This is a genomic window from Pseudomonas sp. PS01300, assembly GCF_029960155.1.
Classification (GTDB): Bacteria; Pseudomonadota; Gammaproteobacteria; order Pseudomonadales; family Pseudomonadaceae; genus Aquipseudomonas; species Aquipseudomonas palmensis.
In genome coordinates, this window is record NZ_JASCPN010000031.1 from 1 (window position 1) to 21,420 (window position 21,420).

The following is a 21,420-nucleotide window of genomic DNA, read 5'->3' on the forward strand; positions in this document are numbered from 1 at the left end:
GGGGCTGCGGCGCAGCCCATCGCGGGTCAAGCCCGCTCCCACAGGGTATGGGCTGATCTGTGTGGGAGCGGGCTTGACCCGCGATGAGGCCCCTGGTTACTTCACTGACTTGAGAAACGCCGCCGTCTCCGGCTGCTGCGGGTTGCCGATCACCTGGTCCGGCGAGCCGATCTCGTGCACCAGCCCGTTGCGAAAGAACGCCACCCGGTCCGACACATCCCGCGCAAAGCGGATCTCGTGGGTCACCAGCACCATGGTCATGCCGTCTTCGGCAAGCATGCGCATGGTGTCCAGCACTTCGCCCACCAGTTGCGGATCGAGCGCCGAGGTGGCCTCGTCGAACAGCATGTAGTCCGGCGACATCGCCAGCGCCCGGGCAATCGCCATGCGCTGCTGCTGGCCACCGGACAACTTGCCGGGGAAGGTCTTGAACTTGTCGCCCAGCCCCACGTGGGTCAGTTGCTGGATCGCCAGTGCCTCGGCTTCCTCGCGGCTCTTGCCCAGTACCTTGCGCGGCGCCAGCATCACGTTCTCCAGCACCGTCAGGTGCGGGAAGGCATTCCATTGCTGGAACACGATGCCGATCTTCTGGCGCAGGCGGTTGAGGTCGGTGGCGCGGTTGTGCACCTCGATGCCGTCCACGCGAATGCTGCCCTTCTGGATCGGCTCCAGGCCGTTGATGCACATCAGCAGGGTCGACTTGCCCGAGCCCGAACCGCCGATGATCGACACCACCTCGCCCTTGTTCACCGTCAGGCTCACGCCCTTGACCACTTCCAGGTCGCCGAAGGATTTGTGTACGTTGTCGATCTCAATCATTTTCTTGCCACCTTCTTTCCAGTCGGGCGCCCAGGCGTGCGACCACCAGGCTCATGACGTAATAGATGAGGCCCGCGATGCACAGCACCAGCAGGGGTTCCTGAATCCGTGTGACGATGGTCTGGGAGGCGCGCAGCAATTCGACGATGCCGATCCACATCACCAGCGCGGTGTCCTTCATCACGCTCAGCACCAGGTTCAGCCAGCCCGGAAAGGCCACCCGCGAGGCCATCGGCAGCACGATCCAGCGCAGGTCCTGCAGGTAGCTCAGGCCCAGCGAACGGCTGGCCCGGCGCACGCTGGGCGGTACCGCCAGCACACCGCTGCGCACGATCTCGGTGAAGTACGCCGCGGCGTACACCCCCAGCACGATGCAGCCCACGCTGAAGGCGCTGATGTTCAGGCCCACGATGCTCTTGAACGAGTTGAACAGCACGAACTGGATCAGCAGCGGCACGCTGCGAAACACATCCAGCACCCAGGCCAGCGGCAGGCTGGCGCGTGGCAGCAGCGCACGCAGCAGGCCGAACACCAGCCCGGCCACCGAGCCCAGCATGATCGACCAGAAGGTCAGCTGCAGGGTGACCCAGGCCCCGTCGAGCAGGAACAGCATGTCGTTCCAGGTAAAGCTTGTAGAAAACATGGACAGCTCCTCAGTAACGGAACAGCCGCCAGGCCATCAGCCGGGCCACCGCGACGATCAGCTTGGCGATCAGGTAATACAGCACCGCTGCAATGGCGAAGTACTCGAAGGTGCGGAAGGTCTTGACGTTGTAGTCCTGGGTCACGCCGGTGAGGTCGTTGTTGAGCCCCACGATCACCCCCAGCGAGGTCATAAGCACCGCCCACACCATCTGGTTGCTCAAGGGGTAGAACACCACCCTCAGCAGCTGCGGCACGATGATCATGCGGTAGGCCTGGAACGCGCTCATGCCCAGCGAGCGTGCCGCGCGCATCTGCGTGGTCGGCACTGCCTTGAGCCCGCCGCGAAAGTTCTCCGCCAGGTACCCGGCGTTGTTGAAGGTGATGCCGGCCAGCAGCGCGAACCACGAACTCACGTGCAGCCCCAGCGAGCCAAGCCCGAAGTACAGGATGTAGATCTGGAACAGCGAAGGGGTGTTGCGCGCAATCGATACCCAGGCATTGCCGATGCCGCGCAACACCGGCTGCTGCGCTTCACGCATCACGGTCAAGGCCAGGGCGATCAGCACGCCGAAGATCATCGACAGCGCGGCGGTCTCGAAGGTGACCCAGGCGCCGGCCAGCATGTCGGGCAGGGCGCGCAGGGCCGAGCGCCATTGGAAGGTGTAGTCAAACATGCGCGGGGCTCTCCTGTGGGGCGGCCGGTTGCAGCCAGGCCGGCAGGCGACCGCTGGCGCTGCCGGTGCAGGCGGCCTCGACGCACTCGCCAAGGCTGGCGAAATGCACCGCCCGGCCCGCCAGCCCGGGGGCGTAGTGGGCGTATTTGCCCGAGTTGGTCATCAGTGTGCGGGCGGCGGGCGGGATCACCGGCTCGCCGAGCATGCACCAGCAGGTGTCGGTCACCAGCACCGCGCCGAAGGCTTCGATCGGGGCAAGGTGGCCGGCGTCACGGGCCTGCTCCAGCACCGCACGGCCGCAGGTGATCACCAGGCTGACCGCCGGGTTGCGCGTGCGCCCGCGGCACAGCTGTGCCAGGTGCGCGAACTCGCCCAGGGAGAAGTGCGGGTTGCCCAGCGACACCAGGTCCACCTGGCTGTCACGGGCACTGTTCAGCTCGCGCCAGCTCACCAGCAGGTCGGCCAGGGCAATGCGTTTTACCGGCAGCACCTCGCCCGCGCTGACCGCCTGAACCGGGTCCAGCGCTTCGGGGGTGACCCCGGCGATATGGAACAGCGGCGCCGCCGAGGTGGTGGCGAACGCGGCGCCGAAGGCCTTGAGGTCGTCGTGGGTCGGGGCAAAACGCTCCAGGCCTGTCACCAGCGGGATCCGGCTGCCGACCATGGCGCCGATGTGATAGCCCAGCAGCGGGTAGAACGCATCGTCCAGGTGGGTCAGCGCCGGCAGGTCGATCTGCACCCGCGCCTTGCGCTGGGCCTCCAGGTGGCAACCGATCAGCGGCGCGCGGCCGGTCAGGGCGATGCAGATATCCAGGTAGTCGGGGTACTTCAGGGTACGCGCGCCGAGCACGCTGTTGGCGTACACCACGGCGTTGGACTCGGCCCACACGATCTGCTCGCCGAGCTTCGGCGCGCTGTCGAGCAGGTAGGGGGCGCAGGTAAAGCTCATCTGCGCGCCCATCGCCATGTAGGCATCGCCCAGCGCACTGGCAGGTTCGCCCAGCGCCGCGTCGATACCCAGTTCGCGCCAGCGGCGCTGGTCCACGGAAATCGAATTGAGGGTGGTCGGCACCCGCACCCTGGCGCCCCACTGCACCAGCTGCTGCGCAAAGCGCAGGCTGGCGGGGCCGGTGTAGATGCAGCCGTCGATATGCGCCTGGCTGATGTCCACCAGGCTGTGTGCGCCCTGCAGCTCGGCCATGCGCAGCACGATCTGCATCGCCACCTGCGCGGCCTTGCCCAGGTCGCCCGCGAGCAAGGCCTGGTCGTGGTCGGTAAGGGTGAGGGTGGTCGGGCGCGTCGCCGCCGGCGGGCTGGCCGGGGCTGCCGGCAGCGCCTCGGCGGGGGCCTGGTCGAACAGCACCAGGCGCTCGCCCTGCACCTGCGCAAAGGCCTTGCCGCGCAGGGCGGCAAAGGCCTGCTGGCCGATGCACAGCACCGGCAGCGAGCGCCCGAACAGCAACTGCGCCACCAGCACGCCCAGGGTCAGGATCTCATCCGGCTCGGCCAGCACCAGTGCCGCCGGTGCATGGCCGTTGCTGATCAGCTCCATCATCACACTGCTGCCGGTGCACGAGCCGCGCCCGCTGGGAATGGCCAGCACGCGGCCGGCCAGGTGTGCGCCGCTGAGCGGGTGATGGCGGTCGATGACCTCGCCGCTGAAGGCGTCGACACCGCCCCAGAAACTCAGGCCGATGTCGGCGAACAGCAACTCGCCACTGGCCGCGCCATCGACCAGGCTACGCCCGTTCAGGGCAGTGGAAGGGCTGGGCATGCCGGGCACCTCAGTAGTAGACCTTCGGCACGGTCAGGTCGGTCGGCGGGATATCGGTGCCTACCCATTTGACGAACAGCTCGTTGTAGCGGCCGCTACGTACCTGCTGGTTGACGAACAGGTTGAGGTAGTTGAGCAGGCCGTACTCGTTGCGCTTGGCCCCCAGCGACACGTAGTCGATCACGTAGGGTGCGTTGCCGGCGATCTTCAGGTTCTTGTACTTGCCCGACTTGAGCGTGGCGGCGGCCACGGTGTTGGTCACCACGGTGGCATCGATGTGCCCCTGGGCCACGGCCAGGATGGTGTCGTTCTGCGACTGGTAGGCGCGGAAACTGCCGCTGCCCCACTGTTTCACGTCCTTCTCCAGTGCGATGGCTTCATAGGTGCCGCTGGTGTTGCCCAGGGCCTTGCCCTTGATGTCGTCGAAGCTGTTGATGCCGGTGTTGTCGCGGGTCAGCACGACCATCTGGAAGGCAAAGTAGGGCACCGTGAGGCCGACCGTCTTGGCTCGCTCCAGGGTGTCGGAGGTGGACGCCACGATCACGTCGGCCCGCCCCGAGACCAGCGCCGGGATACGGTCCGGGAACGGCGTCTCGACGATCTCGGCATCTACCCCGAGGACCTTCGCCAGGTCGTTGCAGTAGTCGACGTCGAAGCCGGCCGGCTTGTTGGCGTCGTCGCGAAAGCCCATGGGCGGGAAGTCCAGGGTCACGGCGCAGCGCAGCTTGCCGGAGCCGATGATGTCATCGAGCTTGTCGGCCTGGGCGGTGGCGATGAAGGAGGTACTGAGCACAGCGCTGAGAGCTACAACAAAAGCGGGGTTTTTCATGGAAGCCTCGTTTGTCGGAAGGTGCTGGTAGCGGGCGTATTGTGAATTTCGTATACGATATTTTTATAGCAATGCGCGTGCCTGTTTTTGCCCGGGCGATGCAATTGCTGTGCGGCCCTTGAGCCAGAGGACTTGCGTTGAATCCGGCAGGGCAGGCGGGCGGTGCGCAGGAAACGCTGCCCGGTGCCGGCGGTGTTACATATGGGAGCAGTGGGCGCGGCGGCGCACCCTAAAGGAACACACCGCGTCTAGCGGCGGGTATCGCGGTACTGGCTTGGCGACAGGCTGGTGAGGGCGCGGAACTGGCGGCTGAATGCGCTGTGGTCGGTGTAGCCGCAGCGCAGGGCGATCTCGGTGATCGGCAGGTCGCTGTGGTGCAGCAGTCGCGAGGCTTCTTCAAGGCGCACCTTGTGGATCATCTGGCGCGGGGTGAGCTGGAACACACGCTTGCAGTTGCGCTCCAGCTGCGCGGCAGACAACCCGGCAATCGCGGTCAGCTCGGCCAGGCTCACGGGCCGTGCGAAGTGCTCGCGAATGTGCGCATCCACCGCCGCCAGGCGATCGAAGCCGGGGTGGCTGGCCTGGGGCGCCTGCAGGTCGCGGGAGATGCCGGCCAGGCCGACGATCTGGCCCTGGGTGTCGAACAGTGCCAGCTTGTGGGTCAGGCACCACACCGGCTGGTTGCCGAAGTACAGGTGCAGTTCGAGCTGGTCGGCCAGCTCGCGGCCGCTGTCGAGCACGCGGCGGTCCTGCGCGGTGTACAGCGGGCCGAAGCGCTCGGGGAACACGCTGTCGGCGGTCAGCCCCAGCAGCTCGTGGCTGTGCCTGAAGCCGCAGCGCCGCGCCAGGGTGTGGTTGACGAAGGCGTAGCGGGCCTGGGTGTCCTTGATGAAGAACACCACGTCGCTCAGCGTATCGAGCAGCGGCGCGATCGGCTGCAGGCTGCTCAGCAGGCTGGGCAGGTCGCAGGGCTGGAAGCTGTTGAGCGATACGTACATGGCGCTGACGGTCTGGTGGGCACCTTCGGGATCATAGAGATCCGGCGCCCGCCTCGAAAGCCCCGGGGTGCGTTTCATGCGGGCGGGGTGTCGTCCAGGCACAGCAGGGTCTCGATGCGCGCCGGGCTGAACGGCGGGCGCGGCGCCGAGGGCTGCCAGCCGAACAGGTGCTGCGCTGCGGCGCCGCACACCCGGCCCTGGCAGGCACCCATGCCGCAGCGGCTGCTCAGCTTGGCCTCGCGCCAGTCACGCTGGCCGGCGAGCTTGCTGTAGGGCACGTCCTCGCAGCGGCATACCAGGGTGTCGGGGCGGGCCAGTTGCTTGAGCTGCGGGGCGAGGGCGAAGGCGTGGTTGAGCGCCTTGGCGAAGCCCTGCCAGCGCGCTCGCTGCGGCCAGTGGCGGGCGGCGCCCTGGCGGTCGCCCACGGCCGCCAGCCCGGCAATGGTGCCCTCCACCAGCGCCAGTTCGCTGCCACCAAAACCAGTGCATTCCCCGGCCGCGAACAGGCCCGGCTCACTGGTGGCCTGCCACGCATCCACGGCCAGCGCCTGGCCATGGAGTGTGCAGCCCAGGGCCTGGCCGAGCTGGCTGTTGGGAATCAGGCCGAAGCCGCAGGCCAGGCGCTCGCAGGCCAGCTCGATCAGCTTGCCGTGCTGGCGCAGGCGCACGCCTTCGAGGCGCTCGGTGCCGAGTGCCTCCACCACATGGCTGTCGGTGCGGTAGTGGCGGTCGAACAGGCCGAACGCTTGCAGCAGCTTGTTTGGCCAGCGCGGCAGTTGTGCGGCAAAACCCGCCACCGCGCCGCGGGTTGCCTGTTCGGCAACGCCTACCACCTGCGCGCCGTTGTGCCGCGCCGTGGCAGCGCTGGCCAGCAGCAGCGGGCCACTGCCGGCGATCACCACGCGCTGGTCGCGCACCGGCAGGCCGCCCTTGATCAGTGCCTGCAGGCCACCGGCACCGGTCACGCCGGGCAGGGTCCAGCCGGGGAAGGGCAGCAGCAGTTCGCGTGCGCCGGTGCACAGGATCAGCGTGTCGTAGTCGATCACCCAGCCGCGCTCGGCGTCTTCCACCAGCAACTGGCGCGGGCCGGTGGCGGCGATCACGCGGGTCTGCGGGTGGTGCTGCACATTGTTCAAGGCGCCCACGTGCTCGCGCAGGCGCTGTGCCTGCGTCGGCACGCTGGCCTGCGGGCCGTCGCGCCAGATCTGCCCGCCGGGCCAGGGGTTGTCGTCCAGCAGCACGATGCGTGCACCGCTGGGGGCAGCGGCCAGTGCGGCATTGAGGCCGGCCGGGCCGGCGCCGATGATCAGTACGTCGGCACGGGCGCTCATGCGCGGGTCTCCACCTGCATGCCGTCGCGGCACAGGGTCTGGCAGGCCAGGCGGCGCCGGCCGTCGATGCTCACCCGGCATTCCTGGCAGATGCCCATGCCGCACAGCGGTGCGCGGCGCTGGCCGCTCACCGAGGTACGCGTGCAGCCGTCGCCAGCCAGGGCCAGTGCAGCGGCCACGCTGGTGCCTTCGGCCACGCGCAGGGCACGTCCGTCCAGGGTCAGTTCAGGCATGGGTCGGTTCTCCGAGAAAACGCTGTGGCAGGTAGGCCTGTGCGGCCAGGGGCGGGTGTTCGTCGAACAGTTGCGCCACCAGCAGGTCGGCGGTGGCCGGGGCCGTGGTCACGCCCAGCCCTTCATGCCCCACCGCCAGCCACAGGCCGGGGCGTTGTGGGTGCTGGCCCACCAGCGGCAGGCCGTCGGGGCTGGCGGCGCGAAAGCCGGTCCAGGCGCGAATCGCATTGAGCTGGGCCAGCGCCGGCACGTATTCGGTGGCGCGCTTGAGCATCCTGGCAAGCATCCAGCCTTCCACCTGCGGGTCGGTGGTGCCGAACTGGCGTGAGGCACCGATGAACAGCTGGCCGGTAGGTCGCGGCTGGATATTGCACGCGGCCGACGGGCCGCTGGCGTTGTGCGCACTGGTCACGTAGCCCAGTTCCACCAGGGTGTGGGTGACCTGGCCGGGGTAACGGTCGGTGATCAGCAGGTGGCCCTTCTTGGGTTGTATCGGCAGTTCGGGGCACAGTTCGGTGGCCTGGATACCGTTGGCCAGCACCACGGCCGTGGCGGCCAGCCACTGGCCGTCGTCCAGGCGCACGCGGGCGCCATCCACCTCGGCGACCCGTGCCTGGCGCTGGCGAATGCGCGGCTGGTCGAGCATCCAGCGTGCGGTGGCCGGGGCATACAGAATGCCGTCGTCCTCGATCAGCAGGCCGCCCTCCAGCCCTTCGCGCAGCAGCGGTTCGCGTTCGCGCAATCGAGGTGCGCCAACCAGCTGGCAGATCACCCCATGGGCGCGCAGGTTGGCATGCTTGTGCTCGGCCACGGCCATTTCTTCAGCGTTGGCGGCCAGCCACAGGGTGCCGTTGCTGCGGTAGGCGCAGCCTTCGGGCAGGTTGCGCGCAATGTCGCGCCAGCGTTGCAGCGAGTATTGGCTCAGGGCCAGTTCGGCGGGGTTGTCGTCCAGCACCAGCAGGTGGCCCATGCCGGCGGCGGTGGCGCCGGGCAGTCCGGCATCCAGCACCAGCACGTCGAGGCCGCGCCGGGCCAGGGCCTGGGCGCAGGCCGCGCCGATGATGCCGGCGCCCACCACGATCACATCGGCGGCCAGGCCCTGGGTCACAGGCGGATGCCCCAGGCGAACGGGTCGTCCTGCTCGATGATCAGCGTGGCTTCGGCGCTGATATGCGCGCGGCCGCGAATGGTCGGCACGATGCGATCGCCTGCGGTTTCGAACGAGCCTTCGAACTGGCTGCCGATCACGCTGGCCTGGCGCCAGATCTGGCCCGGTTGCAGCTTGCCGTCGGCGGCCAGGCACGCCAGCTTGGCGCTGGTGCCGGTGCCGCAGGGCGAGCGGTCATAGGCCTTGCCGGGGCACAGCACGAAGTTGCGGCTGTCGGCGTCGGGGTCGTCGGCGAACAGCTCGACGTGATCGATCAGGCCGCCGTCCTCGCCGCGCAGGCCCTGATCTTCCAGGGCCTGCTGCACGGCAACGGTGTAGGCGGTGAGCGCGTCGAGGTTGTCGCCGCTGACACGCAGGCCGTGCTCGGCCACCAGGAAGAACCAGTTGCCGCCCCAGGCGATATCGCCGGTCACTTCGCCGATGCCGGGCACCTGCACGCTGACGGCGTGGCGATAGCGGTAGGCGGGTACATTGCGCACGCTGACCGAGTGGTCGTCGTGCAGGGTGGCTTGCACGTTGCCCACGGGGGTTTCGAGGGTGTGGGTGCCGGGGCCGATCCTGCCCAGGTGGGCCAGCGAGATCACCAGGCCGATGGTGCCGTGGCCGCACATGCCCAGGTAGCCGGTGTTGTTGAAGAAGATCACCCCGGCGCAGGCGCTGGGGTCGACCGGTTCGCAGAGCAGTGCGCCCACCAGCACATCATTGCCGCGGGGTTCGAGCATGCAGGCGGCGCGCCACTGATCGTGGTGTTCGGCCAGCTGTTGCCTGCGTTCGGCCATGCTGCCGTGGCCCAGGTCGGGGAAGCCTGCGGTGACCAGGCGCGTGGGTTCGCCGCCGGTGTGGGAGTCGATCACGGTGATGCGTTTCATGGGGCGCGTCCGTTGGGGGTATGGACGCAAGGGTGGCGGTTGGTGGGGGGTGGCGTCTTGATGGAATTGCGCGGTGTGGATGACGAAATCGGCATAGTGCCATGACATGTCCGAACTGTTGCAACGCGCCATGGCCTGGGGGTTTTGAGTGGTCAGCCCTGTTGGCCCGGCTCCAGACTGGGGTGGGGCTTGGCCATCGGCAAGTGCTCCAGCAAGGTCTCGCACACCCCCGCAATATGCTCATCCAGCAAGCCCACCGCGCGCTCCACATCACCCGCCCGGCATGCATCGAGGATCTCGCGGTGTTCGTGGTCGGCACGCTCCTTGCCCGCCGACAGGCTCATCTGCATGCGCAGGTACCGCTCCAGCTTGTCGTTCACCGAACGGATCATGCTCACCAGAAACGGCCGCTGCGCCGGCTCGTACAGGCACGCATGCAACTCCCAGTTCAACTGCGCCCAGCGCCCCACGTCGTTCTCGCCAATGAACTCCTGGCAGATGCGCTCGGCCTGTTCGAACGTGGCCTCGGTCATGTTCGGGATGGCCAGGCGCAACACCTTGTCCTCCAGCAACATGCGCACCTCGAACATCTGCGCCAGCTCGAAATCCGACAAGCGCGTGACCATCGCCCCCCGGTTGCGCTGGAACATCACCAGCCCCTCGGCCTCAAGCCGTTTGAGCGCCTCGCGCACCGGGATCTTGCTGACGTTGAACTGACGCGCGATGTCGTCCTGGCGAATTGGCTCGTCTTCGTCGAAGTGCCCGGCCACGATGGCATCGCGCAGGTGCCGGGTGATGATCTCGGACGTGGAGGGCGTGTTGCCCAGGTCCGGCGCGTTGAGTTTGGGTAGGTTCACGGTGGCAATCATTCGAGGGGATTTAGGGATATGGTATACGAATTATCTGGAAACGTTCGCTCGGGAGCGCGACGCGTTGCCACACGATGACGGCGACGGCGGCTCGAAACCGTCCCCCGACAGGCACTGGCGCAGGTGCGTCAGCAGCGTCGCGACCTTGGGCTGCGCCTGCCGGCTCTTGAGCCACGCCAGGTGAATCGGCAGGCCGTCGGTGGCCAGCGGCGCCAGCACCTGTACCAGGCTGCCGTCTTCCAGCTGACGGCGAATCAGCCAGGTCGGCAGCTGTGCGATGCCATGCCCGGCCAGCACTGCGGCCACCTGGCCCTCGGCATCGCCCACCGCCATGCGTGCCGGCATGATCCGACGCTCGGTATGCCCGGGGCGGGCGGTAGGGAAGTGCCACGGGCCGACCATGCCGTCATTGAGCCCGTACACGATGCAGCTGTGGCGTTCCAGTTCGAGCTCGTTGCCGGGCTCGCCATGGCGCTCCAGGTACGCGGGGGCGGCGCAGAACACCACGCGCTGCGAGCCCAGGTAATGGTGCCCCACCGCCGCCGGCCAGCTTTGCGGCCCGCCGATGCGCACGAACAGGTCGATGCCGGCCTCGACCGGGTCCACGAATCGGTCGGAGAAGGTCACGTGCGGCATCAGCAGCGCATGCTCGCGCACGCAGGCCAGAATCGCCGGCAGCCCGTGCAGGCGCCCGAAGGCCGCCGGCAGGTCGATGCGTACCCGGCCGCGTGGCTCGGCGTCTTGGGTGCTCAGCGCCAGCTCCGCCTCTTCCAGCTCGGCCAGCACGCCGGTGCAGGTGCGATAGAACGCCGCCCCGGCTTCGGTCAGCGCCACGCGCCGTGTTGTGCGTGCCAACAGGCGCGTGTGCAGCCGCGCCTCGAGCCGCGCGACGCTCTTGCTGACTGCCGAGCCGGTCAGGTTAAGGCGCTCGGCCGCGGCCTTGAAGCTGCCCAGGTCGGCCACGCAGACGAACACGTCGATGCCCTTGAGGCGTTCCGAAGAATACATGTGCCCACCCCATTGATGAATTGCAGTCACTTTACCCGGTAAAACATATCGCCAATACGCCGTTTGTTCCCGAGTAGCCTGATTCAACCTCTATTGCACAACAGGTTGCGACCATGCACGACACCAAGCCCACCGTCCTCATCACCGGCGCCACCGGCCAGATCGGCGGCGACACCCTGCGCTTTCTGCAAGGCGACGACACCATCGAACTGGTGGCCGCCGTGCGTTCGCCGGCCAAGGCGCAGCCCTTCGAGGCCCGTGGCATCCGCACGGTGATCATGGACTTCGACCACGAGCACACCCTGGCGCCGGCCCTGCAGGGCGTCGACCGGGTGCTGCTGGTGACCGGCTACAGCGTCGACATGCTGCGCCAGAGCAAGGCCTTTCTCGACCGCGCACGCCACGCCGGGGTGCAGCACGTGGTGCACCTGGGGGCCTGTGGCGACGACGACGCCACCATCGGCCACTGGGCCTGGCACCAGTTCGTGGAGCGCTATGTGCAATGGTGCGGCTTCAGCTTCACCCACCTGCGCCCGGAGTGCTTCATGCAGAACCTGCTCAGCTACGACGGCACCCAGGCCGTGCGCAACGGCGTGATCGAACAGTACACCGGCCACACGCGGTTCAGCTGGGTCGACGGCGAAGACGTGGCGCGGGTGGCGGCGCAGGCCCTGCTGCACCCGCAGCGCCATGCCGGGCAGACCTACCGCCTGGGCTACGACGTGAAGTCCTACGACGAGGTGGCACAGGTGATGAGCGAGGTACTCGGCCAGCCGTTTCGCTATGACGCGCAATCACCCGACGTGTTTCTCGAAAACATGCGCGCCGCCGGCGCCGAGATGGCCTACATGAGCTGCGTGCACGACAACTTCACGCGCATGGCCGCCGGCACCATCCCCGGGGTCGACCAGGTGTTCGACAACTTCCAGGCCATCACCGGCCGCGAACCGGTGCGCTGGGTGGATTTCGTGCGCAAGCACCGGGCTGCATTCGCCTACTGATCGAATACATGTCTGAATCTTTTTGTAAGAGGTAAATGCCAGATTAGAGGCGGGTCAATCTTCATTTTAAAATACAATAGTGTATGTTTGTGCGCGGTGCGCCTTGCGCCGTCGTGCATAACAATAAAATGAGGTATTGCCCCCTATGATCGGGTTGAGACATCTGCGTATCAGCACCCGCATCACCGTGCTGGTGATCGGTATCACCCTGTTTGTCGTGTTGCTCAGTGGCTGGCTGGGGCTGACCCTGCAACGCAGCCTGCTGCAGGAGAAGATGGCCGGTGTCGGCACTGCGCTGGACACCGCATCCACCCTGCTGGCGCATTATGAGAAGCAGGCCGAGGAAGGCCACCTGAGCCGCGCCGAGGCGCAGCGCCAGGCGGCAGAAATGGTCAGCCGCATTCGCTACCTGGGCGACAACTACCTGCTGATTCTCGACCTGCAGCACCGCATGCTCATGCACCCCAAGGCACCCGCCCTGGTGGGCAAGTCGCAGGCCGATTTCAAGGACGTCAACGGCAAGCCGTTCGCCCGCGAAATGATCGACCGGGCGGTGGCCCAGGGGCGCGGCACGGTCGAGTACTGGTTCCCGCGGGCAGCCGGGCAGACGCCGGAATTCAAGGTGTCCGAGGTGGTGCTGTTCAAGCCCTGGGGCTGGGTGCTGGCCAGCGGCATCCACCCGCAGGACGTGCGCCACGAAGTGAACACGGTACTGCGCATGCCGGCGTTGCTGGTGCTGGTGGCGTTGCTCGGCATGGCGCTGTGCGCCTGGCTGCTGATTCGCAGCATCACCCGGCCGCTCAACCACACCGTGCAGGCGCTGGCCCGCGCCACCGATGGCCACACCGACCTGACCTTGCGCCTGCCCACCGACGGCTTCGACGAGCTGACCCAGGTGGCGCACAGCTTCAACCGCCTGGTGGAGGCTGCGCACCGCGTCACCCGCAGCATGGCCAAGGCCAGCCAGCGCATCTCCAGCACCAGCGACAGCCTGGGGCAGATCACCGAGGCGGCGCAGCGCAGCATGCAGGCCCAGCAACTGGAGACCGACAGCGTGGTCACGGCCATGAGCGAGATGGTCAGCACCGTGCAGGACGTGGCGCACAACGCCAGCGTCGCCGCCAGCGCCACCCGCGATGCCGAGCAACAGGCCACGGCCGGCAGCGCCACGGTGCGCGATGCCGGTGAGGCGATTGGTGCGCTGGCCGAGGCGCTGGAGCACAGCCGCAGCGTGGTGGACCAACTGGCCACCGACTCGGGCAGTGTCGGGCGCGTACTGGACGTGATCACCGCGATTGCCGAGCAGACCAACCTGCTGGCGTTGAATGCTGCCATCGAGGCGGCGCGCGCGGGTGAGCATGGGCGTGGCTTTGCGGTGGTGGCGGACGAGGTGCGCACGTTGGCGCGGCGTACGCAGCAGTCGACGCTTGAGATCCAGCAGATCATCAACCGCGTGCAGGCCGGTGCCAGCCAGGCGGCGGCGCAGATCGGCGCCAACGTCGAGTCGGCGCAGCAGCCGGTGGCTGCCTCGGCGCGGGCCGGGCAGGCGCTGGCGTTGATCGATGCGTCGGCGTCCACGGTGAGCCAGATGACCTTGCAGATTGCCAGTGCGGCGGAGCAGCAGGCGGCCACGGCAGACGGTATCAACCGCAGCGTCACGCGCATCCACGACGCCTCGACGGTGAGCGCGCGCACCATCGAGCAGACGCGCCAGTCGTGTGATGAGCTGAGGGCGTTGGCGCAGCAGCTGGAGGAGCAGGTGGGGCAGGTGGTTACGGGGTAAATTGTGAGGGCCCCTTCGCGGGTCAAGCCCGCTCCCACAGGATCTCACCCGCCACGCCAGCATTTTGGACGCACCGCAAGACCCTGTGGGAGCGGGCTTGACCCGCGAGAGGCCTGACCAGGCACTGCAAGACAATCGGACTGTCATGGCCACCCTGGAATGCAAAACGCCCCGGCAAGCCGGGGCGTTTGTTCATCTACACACGATGCCAGCGCGTTACCAAAGCGCCACGGTGTAATCCACGTTCACCCGCAGCTCGTTGTCATCCCTGAACGCCGCAGTCGAGGCAAAGTCATTGCGGTACCACGCATGGCGCAACCGCAATGCAACGTTCTTGAACGTGCCGCTCTGCACCACGTACGACAACTCGATGTCCTTCTCGCTCTCGCTGCGCCCGCTGCCGCCCAGCGCATTCGGCAATTCGATGCGGCTGCCGTCCAGGTAACGCAGCATGCCCTTGAGCCCCGGTACGCCCAGGGCGACGAAGTCGTAGTCATAGCGCACCTGCCAGGTACGCTCCTTGGGGTTGAGGAACTCGCTGCTCAATGCGCCCTCGCTCACCACCATCGGCTCGGACCCGGCGATGTACGGCATCGCCGTATCGCCGCTCAATTGCATGTAGCCCAGCCCCAGGCTGTGTGCGCCCAGGCTGTAGGTGCTCATCACGCCGAAGGTACGGTTGTCGACCTTGCCGGCCCTGGCCGGGCCGTCCTCGCCGCTGATGTGGTAACGCACATCGGTCTTCAGGCGCCCGTTCGCCACCGCACGGTTGTCGACGAAGCCGACGTAGTCCTGGCGATAGATGTCCTCCAGCTGCGCATGGTAGTACTTGAGCACCAGCTGCTCGGACCACTGATAGTCGCCGCCGCCATAGGTGAAGCTGTCCGACTCGGCTGCACCATTGAAGCGCCGGTTGGGCGCGGCGACGGTGATCTTCTGGTAGTTGGTGGAATCGCGCTGGTTCATGCGGTCCAGGCGCCCGCCGCTGAGGGTCAGGTTGTCGATGTCCTGGGACTTGAACTGCACCCCGCGAAAGGTCTGCGGCAGCAGGCGCGTGGGGCTGGCGAACAGGATCGGCGAAAACGGTGCCAGGGTGCCGGCCTGCAGTTCGGTCCTGGAGACCTTGACCTTGCCGGTCAGGCCCAGCTCCGAATAATCGTCGCGCGGGTCGCGGTCCCTGGGGTCGAACGGCAGCAGCCCGGTGCCGGTGCGCGAGGGGCTGGAGTCCAGTTTCAGGCCCAGCATGGCCTGGGCATCCAGGCCGAAGCCGACGGTGCCCGGGGTGTAGCCGGAAGTGAAGCGCAGGATGAAGCCCTGGGCCCATTCGCGCGTCGCCGACTGCGCCGATTCGCCCTTGTAGTCACGGTCGAAGTAGTAGTTGCGCGCGGTCAGGGTGGCCTTGCTGTCTTCAATGAAACCCTGGGCCAGCAGTGCCGGGCTGAGCCCGCACAGGGTGCCGAGGGCGAGGGTGGTGTTGACCCGTTTCAGAGTGCTCATGGATCTGCCTTTTTTATTATTGTTGTGGGGGTTTATTCAGGGGCATGCAGCAGGACCCATTGCTGGTCCTGCACGCTCACCAGTGCACGCGCGCGCTGGTCATGGCCGAAATGGTCGGTGGCGCTGAGGTTGTACACGCCATGGGTGCCGACCACGTCGCGGGTCTGCTCCAGCTGGTCGCGCAGTTGCTGGCGAAATTGCGCGGTGCCGGGCTCGGCACCCTTGAGCGCCGCCGGGGTGGCCGCCTGCACCAGCAGCATGGCGTCGTACAGGTAGGCGCCGAACGGCGACAGGCTGTTGTCGCCGTACTTGGCCTGGTAGTCCTGCGCGTACTGGCTGGCGATGGCCTTGGAGGGGTGGCTGGCGGGCAGCTTGTCCCACACCACCACCGGGCCCACCGGCAGTATCGCACCGTTGAGCGCCTTGTCGCCGATGCGCAGGAACGCGCTGTTGGCCGCGCCGTGGGTGTGGTACACGGTGCCCTTGTAGCCCAGCCGGCGCAGCTCGGTATGCGGCAGTGCCGCCGGGGTGCCGGTGGCGCCGATCAGCACCGCGTCGGGCTTGCTGCTCATCACCTTCAGCGCCTGGCCGCTGACCGACGAGTCGGTGCGGTTGAAGCGCTCGTCGCGCACCAGCGTGATGCCTGCCGCCGGCGCCATTTCGCTGAGCACCTTGTGCCAGTCTTCGCCCCACACATCGTTGTAGCCGATGTAGGCGAGGGTCTTTACACCGTTCTGCTGCATGTGCTCGATCAGCGCCTGGGCCATCAGGGTGTTGGTCTGGGCGATGGTGAAGATCCAGCTCTGCTCGCCGCTGGCGGGGCTGAACGGTGCCAGGGCGATCTGCGCGGTCTGGCTCTCCTTGGCGATCTGCGCGACTGCTGCCGAGGTGGGCACGGTGGTCGAGCCGATCAGCAGGTCGACCTTGTGCTCGCTGACCAGCTTGCGCGCGTTCTTGGCCGCGGCGGTACTGTCGCTGGCATCGTCCAGTACCACGTATTTGACGGCCTGCCCGGCAATCTCCCTGGGCAGCAGCGCCACGGTATTGCGCTCGGGGATGCCCAGCGAGGCTCCCGGGCCGGTGGTGGAGAGAATCACGCCGACGGTCATGTCGGCCTGTGCAGCGGTCGACAGCGTGGCCAGCAACAGCAAGGGAAGAATCGGTTTCATGCAAGCTCCTGATATTGTTTTTATGGGTGTGGCAAGTGCTGCGGGGCGCTACGTGCCGGTAGCGCTGATCACCTCCGTGGTGGCGGTGGGCGCGGGTGCGCGGCCCAGGTAGCTTTCGACCACCCGGGGGTTGCTGGCCAACGCCTGGGCGTCGCCTTCAAGCACGATCTCGCCGACCTCCAGCACGTAGCCGTAGTCGGAAATCTTCAGCGCAGCGCGGGCGTTCTGCTCCACCAGCAGAATCGACACGCCGCTCTGGCGCAGGGTGTCGAAGATGGTGAAGATCTCGCCGATCACCCGCGGCGCCAGGCCCAGGCTCGGTTCGTCGAGCATCAGCAGGCGCGGTTTGGCCATCAGCGCGCGGCCGATGGCGAGCATCTGGCGCTCGCCGCCCGACAGCGTGCAGGCGGCCTGCTGGCGCCGTTCGAGCAGGCGCGGGAACAGCCCGAACACCTCGTCGAGGGTCTGCTGATGGTCGCGAAAACCGCGCCGGTGGCGGCTGAAGGCGCCCAGGCGCAGGTTGTCTTCCACGCTCATCAGGCCGAACAGCTCGCGGCTCTCGGGCACCAGCACCATGCCCTGGTCGATGCGCTGGGCCACGTCGTGGTGGCCCAGCAACGCCTGGCCGGCGTAGGTCACCTGGCCCTGGCAGGGCAGCAGGCCGATCAGCGCCGCCATCAGGGTGGTCTTGCCGGCGCCATTGGGGCCGATCAGGCTGACGATCTGGCCTTCCTCCAGGTGCAGGTCGAGGTTGCGTACCGCCTCGACCTTGCCGTGGTTGATCGACAGGTTGCGCACATCCAGCAGGCGACTCATTCGACACCTCCGAGGTAGGCGGCCAGCACCGCAGGGTTCTGCTGGATCTGCAGCGGGGTGCCGCTGGCCAGGGGCTGGCCGAATTCCATCACCACGATGTGGTCGGCCAGGCCCATCACGAACTCCATGTCGTGCTCCACCAGCAGCACGCCCAGGCCCTCGCCACGCAACTGCTCGAGCAGTTGCGCCAGCGCCTGTTTCTCGCCATGGCGCAGGCCGGCGGCGGGTTCGTCGAGCAGCAACAGCAACGGGTCGCTGCACAGCGCGCGGGCGATCTCGACGATGCGCTGCTGGCCCAGCGGCAGGCTGCCGGCCGGGGTGTGCAGGTATTCGCCCAGGCCCACCCGCTGGATCTGACGCGTGGCCTCGGCGAGCAGGGCGGCTTCTTCCTTGCGTTCCAGGTGCAGCATCGAGCGCAGCAGCCCGGCCTTGCCCCGGGCATGGGCGCCGAGGGCGACGTTCTCCAGCACGCTCATCTCGCCCAGCAGGCGCACGTGCTGGAAGGTGCGGCTCACGCCCAGGTGGGCAATGGCGCGCGGCGACAGGCCTTCGATGCGCTGGCCGTTGAAGGTGATCTGCCCGGCATTGGGCGTCAGCACCCCCGACAACAGGTTGAACAGGGTCGACTTGCCGGCGCCGTTGGGGCCGATCAGCGCGGTCACCTCGGCGGCATTCACCGACAGGCCCATGTTCTTGTTGGCCACCAGCCCGCCGAACTGCTTGAGCAGCCCCTGGGCCACCATCAGCGGCTTGCCGGCCGCCGGCATGCTGCGCCGGGGCAGGGCCGGCGCGTCATCCAGCGCCAGGGTGCGCGGGCGGCTGGCCGGCAGCACGCTGCGCAGTACCGGCAGCAGGCCGCCGCGGGCGTACTGCAGCACCAGGATCACCAGCACGCCGAAGAAGATCATCTCGACGTTGTCGGCGTGCCCGAACAGCTGCGGCAGCACGTCCTGCAGCACCTGCTTGATCAGGGTCAGCAACGCTGCGCCCAGCAGCGCGCCCCACAGGCTGGCGACGCCGCCCAACACGATCATGAACAGGTACTCGATGCCCATCACCACCGAGAACGGCGTGGGGTTGACCACCCGCTGCAGGTGCGCGTACAGCCAGCCCGACAGGGCCGCGAGCAGGGCGGCGATGATGAACACCTGCAGGCGGCTGCGTGCGGTATCGATGCCCATCGCCTCGGCCATCCCGGCCGATTCCTTGAGGGTGCGGATGGCACGGCCCTGGCGGCTGTGCAGCAGGTTGTCGAGCAGCCACAGGCTGGCCGCCAGCAGCAACCCGATCAGCACGGCGAAATCGGCCGAGCCGCTGATCTGCCAGCCCAGCAGCTCGATGTTCGGCAGGTTCTGCAGGCCGCCGAAGCCGCCCAGGCCCGGCAGGTTGCCGAACAGGTAGAACAGCGCCAGGCCCCAGGCCAGGGTGCCGATGGGCAGGTAGTGCCCGGCCAGGCGCAGGGTCAGCAGGCCCAGGCTGGTGGCCACCACCAGGGTGATCGCCAGCCCCGCCAGCAGGCCCAGCCACGGCGACAGGCCGTACTGGGTGGTGAGCACCGCGCTGGCGTAGGCGCCAATGCCCACGAATGCGGCCTGGCCGAACGAGGTCATGCCGCCGATGCCGGTCAGCAGCACCAGGCCCAGGGCCACCAGGCTGTACAGGCCGATGTAGTTGAGCAGGGTCACGTGAAACGCGGGCAGCACCAGCGGCGCCAGGCCCGCCACCAGCAGCAGGGCCAACAGGGGGATCAGTCGCAGGGCCATCAGTGTTGCTCCTCCAGATGCGGGTTTTTCAGCGACAGCCACAGCAGCACCGGGATCACCACGGTGAACACGATGACCTCCTTGTAGGCCGAGGCGCCGAAGTTGGCGAAGCTCTCCAGCACGCCGACGAAGAACGCACTGGCCGCGGCTATCGGGTAACTGGCCAGGCCGCCGAAGATCGCCGCCACAAAGCCCTTGAGGCTGATCAGAAAGCCCGAGTCGTAATACAGCGTGGTCAGCGGGCCGATCAGTACCCCGGAGATCGCGCCGATCAGCGCGGCCAGGCCGAACGCGGCCTTGCCGGCCAGCTGGGTGGGGATGCCCACCAGCTGCGCGCCGGTACGGTTGAGCGCAGTGGCACGCAGCGCCTTGCCGTACAGGCTGTGGCCGAAGAAGGCATACAGCAGGCCGATCAGCAGCAGCGCGCTGCCGATCACCAGCAGGCTCTGCAGGCCCACCGGCAGCTCGCCGAGCATGAACACCGACTCGGCCAGGGCTTCGGTGCGCACGCCCTCGGCGCCGAACATCAGCAGGCTCACGCCCACCAGCGCTATATGCACCGCCACCGACACGATCAACAGCAACAGCACCGAGGTCTCGGCCACCCGCTGGTACACCAGGCGGTACAGCAACGGCCCCAGCGGCGTGACCAGGGCCAGGGTCAGCAGAATCTGCAGCAGCGCCGGCAGGCTCGCCAGGTCGAGGTTGCCCAGCACCGCCCACAACAGCAGCGGCAGGCTCAGGTAGCGCGCCAGCAGGCCCGGCAGCCGGCGCCATTGACGGCGCCGTGCGGCGTCGGTGCAGTCCAGTGCGCAGGCGGCCAGCGAGCAGCCCAGCAGCAGCCACACGGTGCCGGGCATCAGGCCCAGCTGCAGGGTGGCCAGGGTCAGGGCGCTGTAGGTGACGAAGTCGCCCTGGCACACCAGGATGGTGCGCGTCACCGAGAACACCAGCACCAGGGCCAGCGCCACCAGTGCGTAGATCGCGCCCGTGGTCAGGCCGTCCTGGGCAAGAAACGCCAGTATCGAGAAATCCATGGGCAGGCCTCAGCGAGCAGTGGGCAAGGGGGAGGTGGGATGCCGGTCGCAGAGGGCGGTCGGCGTCGGTGCGGCGGTGCCGTACCGGGGGCGTGACGGGTCGGGCGCGCAGGGCGGGACCCGGCGAGAGCGTGCAGGCGCGTGCATAGTGAAGTACTCGTTTTCTATTCTTATTGTGGTGCGCCCCTGCCCGGGGCAGGGCAACATGCAAGGCGTTTAAATACACATGTGCATGTGTATGTATAGACTACGCGGGAAGGTGGGCGGCTTGTCAACAGGCGCCGCAGCGGCGCGCCTGCATTCGCCGATTTATTCGATTATCTATTTGAATTTATTGAATAAATATTTTTCAAGACGGGCGTGCCAATACCCGCTGGATGGCGGGTATTGGATATACAAAGATACATTTGTGTATTTGCAATGTGCCGAACGGGTCGGCACAGGCGCTCAGGCCGGGGCGTGGCTGCACGCGGGGAGGAGGATGCCGGCCATGCGCTGGCTGCGCGCCAGGCGTTGTTGCGGGGTGTCTTCGCTGTGCAGCAGCGACAGGCTGATCTGGTAGGCGTAGATCAGGTAGGCGCGGTCCTGGGCTTCGTCGCTGGGCACGCCGGCCTGAATCAGCAGCCCCTCGATGTAGTTCAGGCGATGGCTGTCCACCTCGTCGATGGCCTGGCGCGCCTGCTTGTCGCGCCGCGCCCAGCCGCGGATGCCCAGTTCGATCGAGGCGGCGTCCTTGGCGGTCTGGCCGTGGGAAGGCAGCTCCAGCAGGCGCTGCAACTGCTGCAGCGGCGAGCTGTGGGCCGTGCGCAGGTTGAGGATCACATCCTCGGTGGCGCGTGCGCGCCAGTTGCCCAGGATGCCTTCGAGCAGTTCGCCGCGGCTTTTGAAGTGGTAGTAGAAACTGCCACGGGTGATCTTCAGTTCCTTGGCCAGGGTGTCGACGCGCACGGCGTCGACGCCGCTGGTGACAAGCACTTCCTGTGCCGCATGAATCCAATCTTCCCGCGTGAGGTTGGTGCGTGATGACATTGTGTAGGGCCTTGTCCAACAAGCTGGATAAGCGCCAGGGCAGCGCAGGTTTCGACGCTTGGCCTTGGCAGCAAACCGTCATTCTAACGCCCGCCGCAACGGCGAAGC

General features: G+C 67.3%; 20 protein-coding genes. 2 read left to right on the forward strand and 18 right to left on the reverse strand.

The features are described 5' to 3' along the window. Window positions 1–96: 96 nt before the first annotated feature. The 12 genes from QMX96_RS15740 to QMX96_RS15795 form a co-directional block, all read right to left on the reverse strand. Complete coding sequence (locus QMX96_RS15740; protein WP_054916116.1) at window positions 97–819, reverse strand: amino acid ABC transporter ATP-binding protein; 723 nt, start codon at window positions 817–819, stop codon at window positions 97–99. Beyond that, on the reverse strand, window positions 812–1,462 hold the full coding sequence (locus QMX96_RS15745) for an amino acid ABC transporter permease (protein ID WP_043861057.1): 651 nt from the start codon (window positions 1,460–1,462) through the stop codon (window positions 812–814). Before QMX96_RS15745 ends, QMX96_RS15740 begins: the two co-directional genes overlap by 8 nt. 10 nt (window positions 1,463–1,472) lie before the next feature. Further along, on the reverse strand, window positions 1,473–2,138 hold the full coding sequence (locus tag QMX96_RS15750; RefSeq protein ID WP_043861058.1) for an amino acid ABC transporter permease: 666 nt from the start codon (window positions 2,136–2,138) through the stop codon (window positions 1,473–1,475). Beyond that, complete coding sequence (locus QMX96_RS15755; RefSeq protein ID WP_282362039.1) at window positions 2,131–3,912, reverse strand: aconitase family protein; 1,782 nt, start codon at window positions 3,910–3,912, stop codon at window positions 2,131–2,133. Before QMX96_RS15755 ends, QMX96_RS15750 begins: the two co-directional genes overlap by 8 nt. 10 nt (window positions 3,913–3,922) lie before the next feature. Further along, window positions 3,923–4,741 carry a transporter substrate-binding domain-containing protein gene (locus QMX96_RS15760; RefSeq protein ID WP_043861060.1) on the reverse strand — a complete coding sequence of 273 codons (819 nt, stop codon included), beginning with the start codon at window positions 4,739–4,741 and terminating at the stop codon, window positions 3,923–3,925. Window positions 4,742–4,989: 248 nt separating this feature from the next. Next, window positions 4,990–5,739, reverse strand: a complete 750-nt coding sequence (locus QMX96_RS15765; protein WP_043861061.1) for an AraC family transcriptional regulator — start codon at window positions 5,737–5,739, stop codon at window positions 4,990–4,992. A gap of 74 nt (window positions 5,740–5,813) precedes the next feature. Continuing rightward, a complete protein-coding gene (locus QMX96_RS15770; RefSeq protein ID WP_213605810.1) occupies window positions 5,814–7,070 on the reverse strand; it encodes an FAD/NAD(P)-binding oxidoreductase in 1,257 nt (418 codons plus the stop codon). Next, window positions 7,067–7,303, reverse strand: a complete 237-nt coding sequence (locus QMX96_RS15775; protein WP_043861063.1) for a 2Fe-2S iron-sulfur cluster-binding protein — start codon at window positions 7,301–7,303, stop codon at window positions 7,067–7,069. The genes QMX96_RS15770 and QMX96_RS15775 overlap by 4 nt, the downstream gene beginning before the upstream one ends. Further along, window positions 7,296–8,411, reverse strand: coding sequence for an FAD-dependent oxidoreductase (locus QMX96_RS15780; RefSeq protein WP_078480796.1), 1,116 nt, complete (start codon window positions 8,409–8,411; stop codon window positions 7,296–7,298). The genes QMX96_RS15775 and QMX96_RS15780 overlap by 8 nt, the downstream gene beginning before the upstream one ends. Then, window positions 8,408–9,340 carry a 4-hydroxyproline epimerase gene (locus QMX96_RS15785; protein ID WP_100633773.1) on the reverse strand — a complete coding sequence of 311 codons (933 nt, stop codon included), beginning with the start codon at window positions 9,338–9,340 and terminating at the stop codon, window positions 8,408–8,410. Before QMX96_RS15785 ends, QMX96_RS15780 begins: the two co-directional genes overlap by 4 nt. A gap of 152 nt (window positions 9,341–9,492) precedes the next feature. Further along, window positions 9,493–10,197 carry a GntR family transcriptional regulator gene (locus tag QMX96_RS15790; RefSeq protein ID WP_043861088.1) on the reverse strand — a complete coding sequence of 235 codons (705 nt, stop codon included), beginning with the start codon at window positions 10,195–10,197 and terminating at the stop codon, window positions 9,493–9,495. A gap of 42 nt (window positions 10,198–10,239) precedes the next feature. Continuing rightward, window positions 10,240–11,217, reverse strand: coding sequence for a LysR family transcriptional regulator (locus QMX96_RS15795; protein WP_088515457.1), 978 nt, complete (start codon window positions 11,215–11,217; stop codon window positions 10,240–10,242). Window positions 11,218–11,330: 113 nt separating this feature from the next. Between QMX96_RS15795 and QMX96_RS15800 the strand changes: the two genes are divergently transcribed. Beyond that, entirely contained in the window at window positions 11,331–12,218 is an 888-nt protein-coding gene (locus QMX96_RS15800) for an SDR family oxidoreductase (protein WP_054916111.1), read from the forward strand. Window positions 12,219–12,363: 145 nt separating this feature from the next. Continuing rightward, window positions 12,364–14,001, forward strand: coding sequence for a methyl-accepting chemotaxis protein (locus QMX96_RS15805; RefSeq protein ID WP_278929407.1), 1,638 nt, complete (start codon window positions 12,364–12,366; stop codon window positions 13,999–14,001). Between the two features lie 216 nt (window positions 14,002–14,217). Here the strand turns inward: QMX96_RS15805 and QMX96_RS15810 are convergent, their stop codons facing one another. The 6 genes from QMX96_RS15810 to QMX96_RS15835 all read right to left on the reverse strand — a co-directional run bounded on the left by QMX96_RS15810 (window position 14,218) and on the right by QMX96_RS15835 (window position 21,312). Beyond that, a complete protein-coding gene (locus QMX96_RS15810) occupies window positions 14,218–15,498 on the reverse strand; it encodes an OprD family porin (RefSeq protein WP_078480803.1) in 1,281 nt (426 codons plus the stop codon). 32 nt (window positions 15,499–15,530) lie between these two features. Beyond that, window positions 15,531–16,667, reverse strand: coding sequence for an ABC transporter substrate-binding protein (locus QMX96_RS15815; RefSeq protein WP_043861069.1), 1,137 nt, complete (start codon window positions 16,665–16,667; stop codon window positions 15,531–15,533). 48 nt (window positions 16,668–16,715) lie between these two features. After that, on the reverse strand, window positions 16,716–17,474 hold the full coding sequence (locus QMX96_RS15820) for an ABC transporter ATP-binding protein (RefSeq protein WP_229589366.1): 759 nt from the start codon (window positions 17,472–17,474) through the stop codon (window positions 16,716–16,718). Between the two features lie 5 nt (window positions 17,475–17,479). Next, window positions 17,480–19,246 (reverse strand): branched-chain amino acid ABC transporter ATP-binding protein/permease, encoded by a 1,767-nt coding sequence (locus QMX96_RS15825; protein ID WP_052504234.1) that lies wholly within the window; start codon window positions 19,244–19,246, stop codon window positions 17,480–17,482. Further along, window positions 19,246–20,283: a branched-chain amino acid ABC transporter permease gene (locus QMX96_RS15830; protein ID WP_043861071.1), complete on the reverse strand. Its 1,038-nt coding sequence runs from the start codon at window positions 20,281–20,283 to the stop codon at window positions 19,246–19,248. The genes QMX96_RS15825 and QMX96_RS15830 overlap by 1 nt, the downstream gene beginning before the upstream one ends. 447 nt (window positions 20,284–20,730) lie before the next feature. Further along, complete coding sequence (locus QMX96_RS15835) at window positions 20,731–21,312, reverse strand: TetR/AcrR family transcriptional regulator (RefSeq protein ID WP_043861072.1); 582 nt, start codon at window positions 21,310–21,312, stop codon at window positions 20,731–20,733. Between the last annotated feature and the right edge of the window lie 108 nt (window positions 21,313–21,420).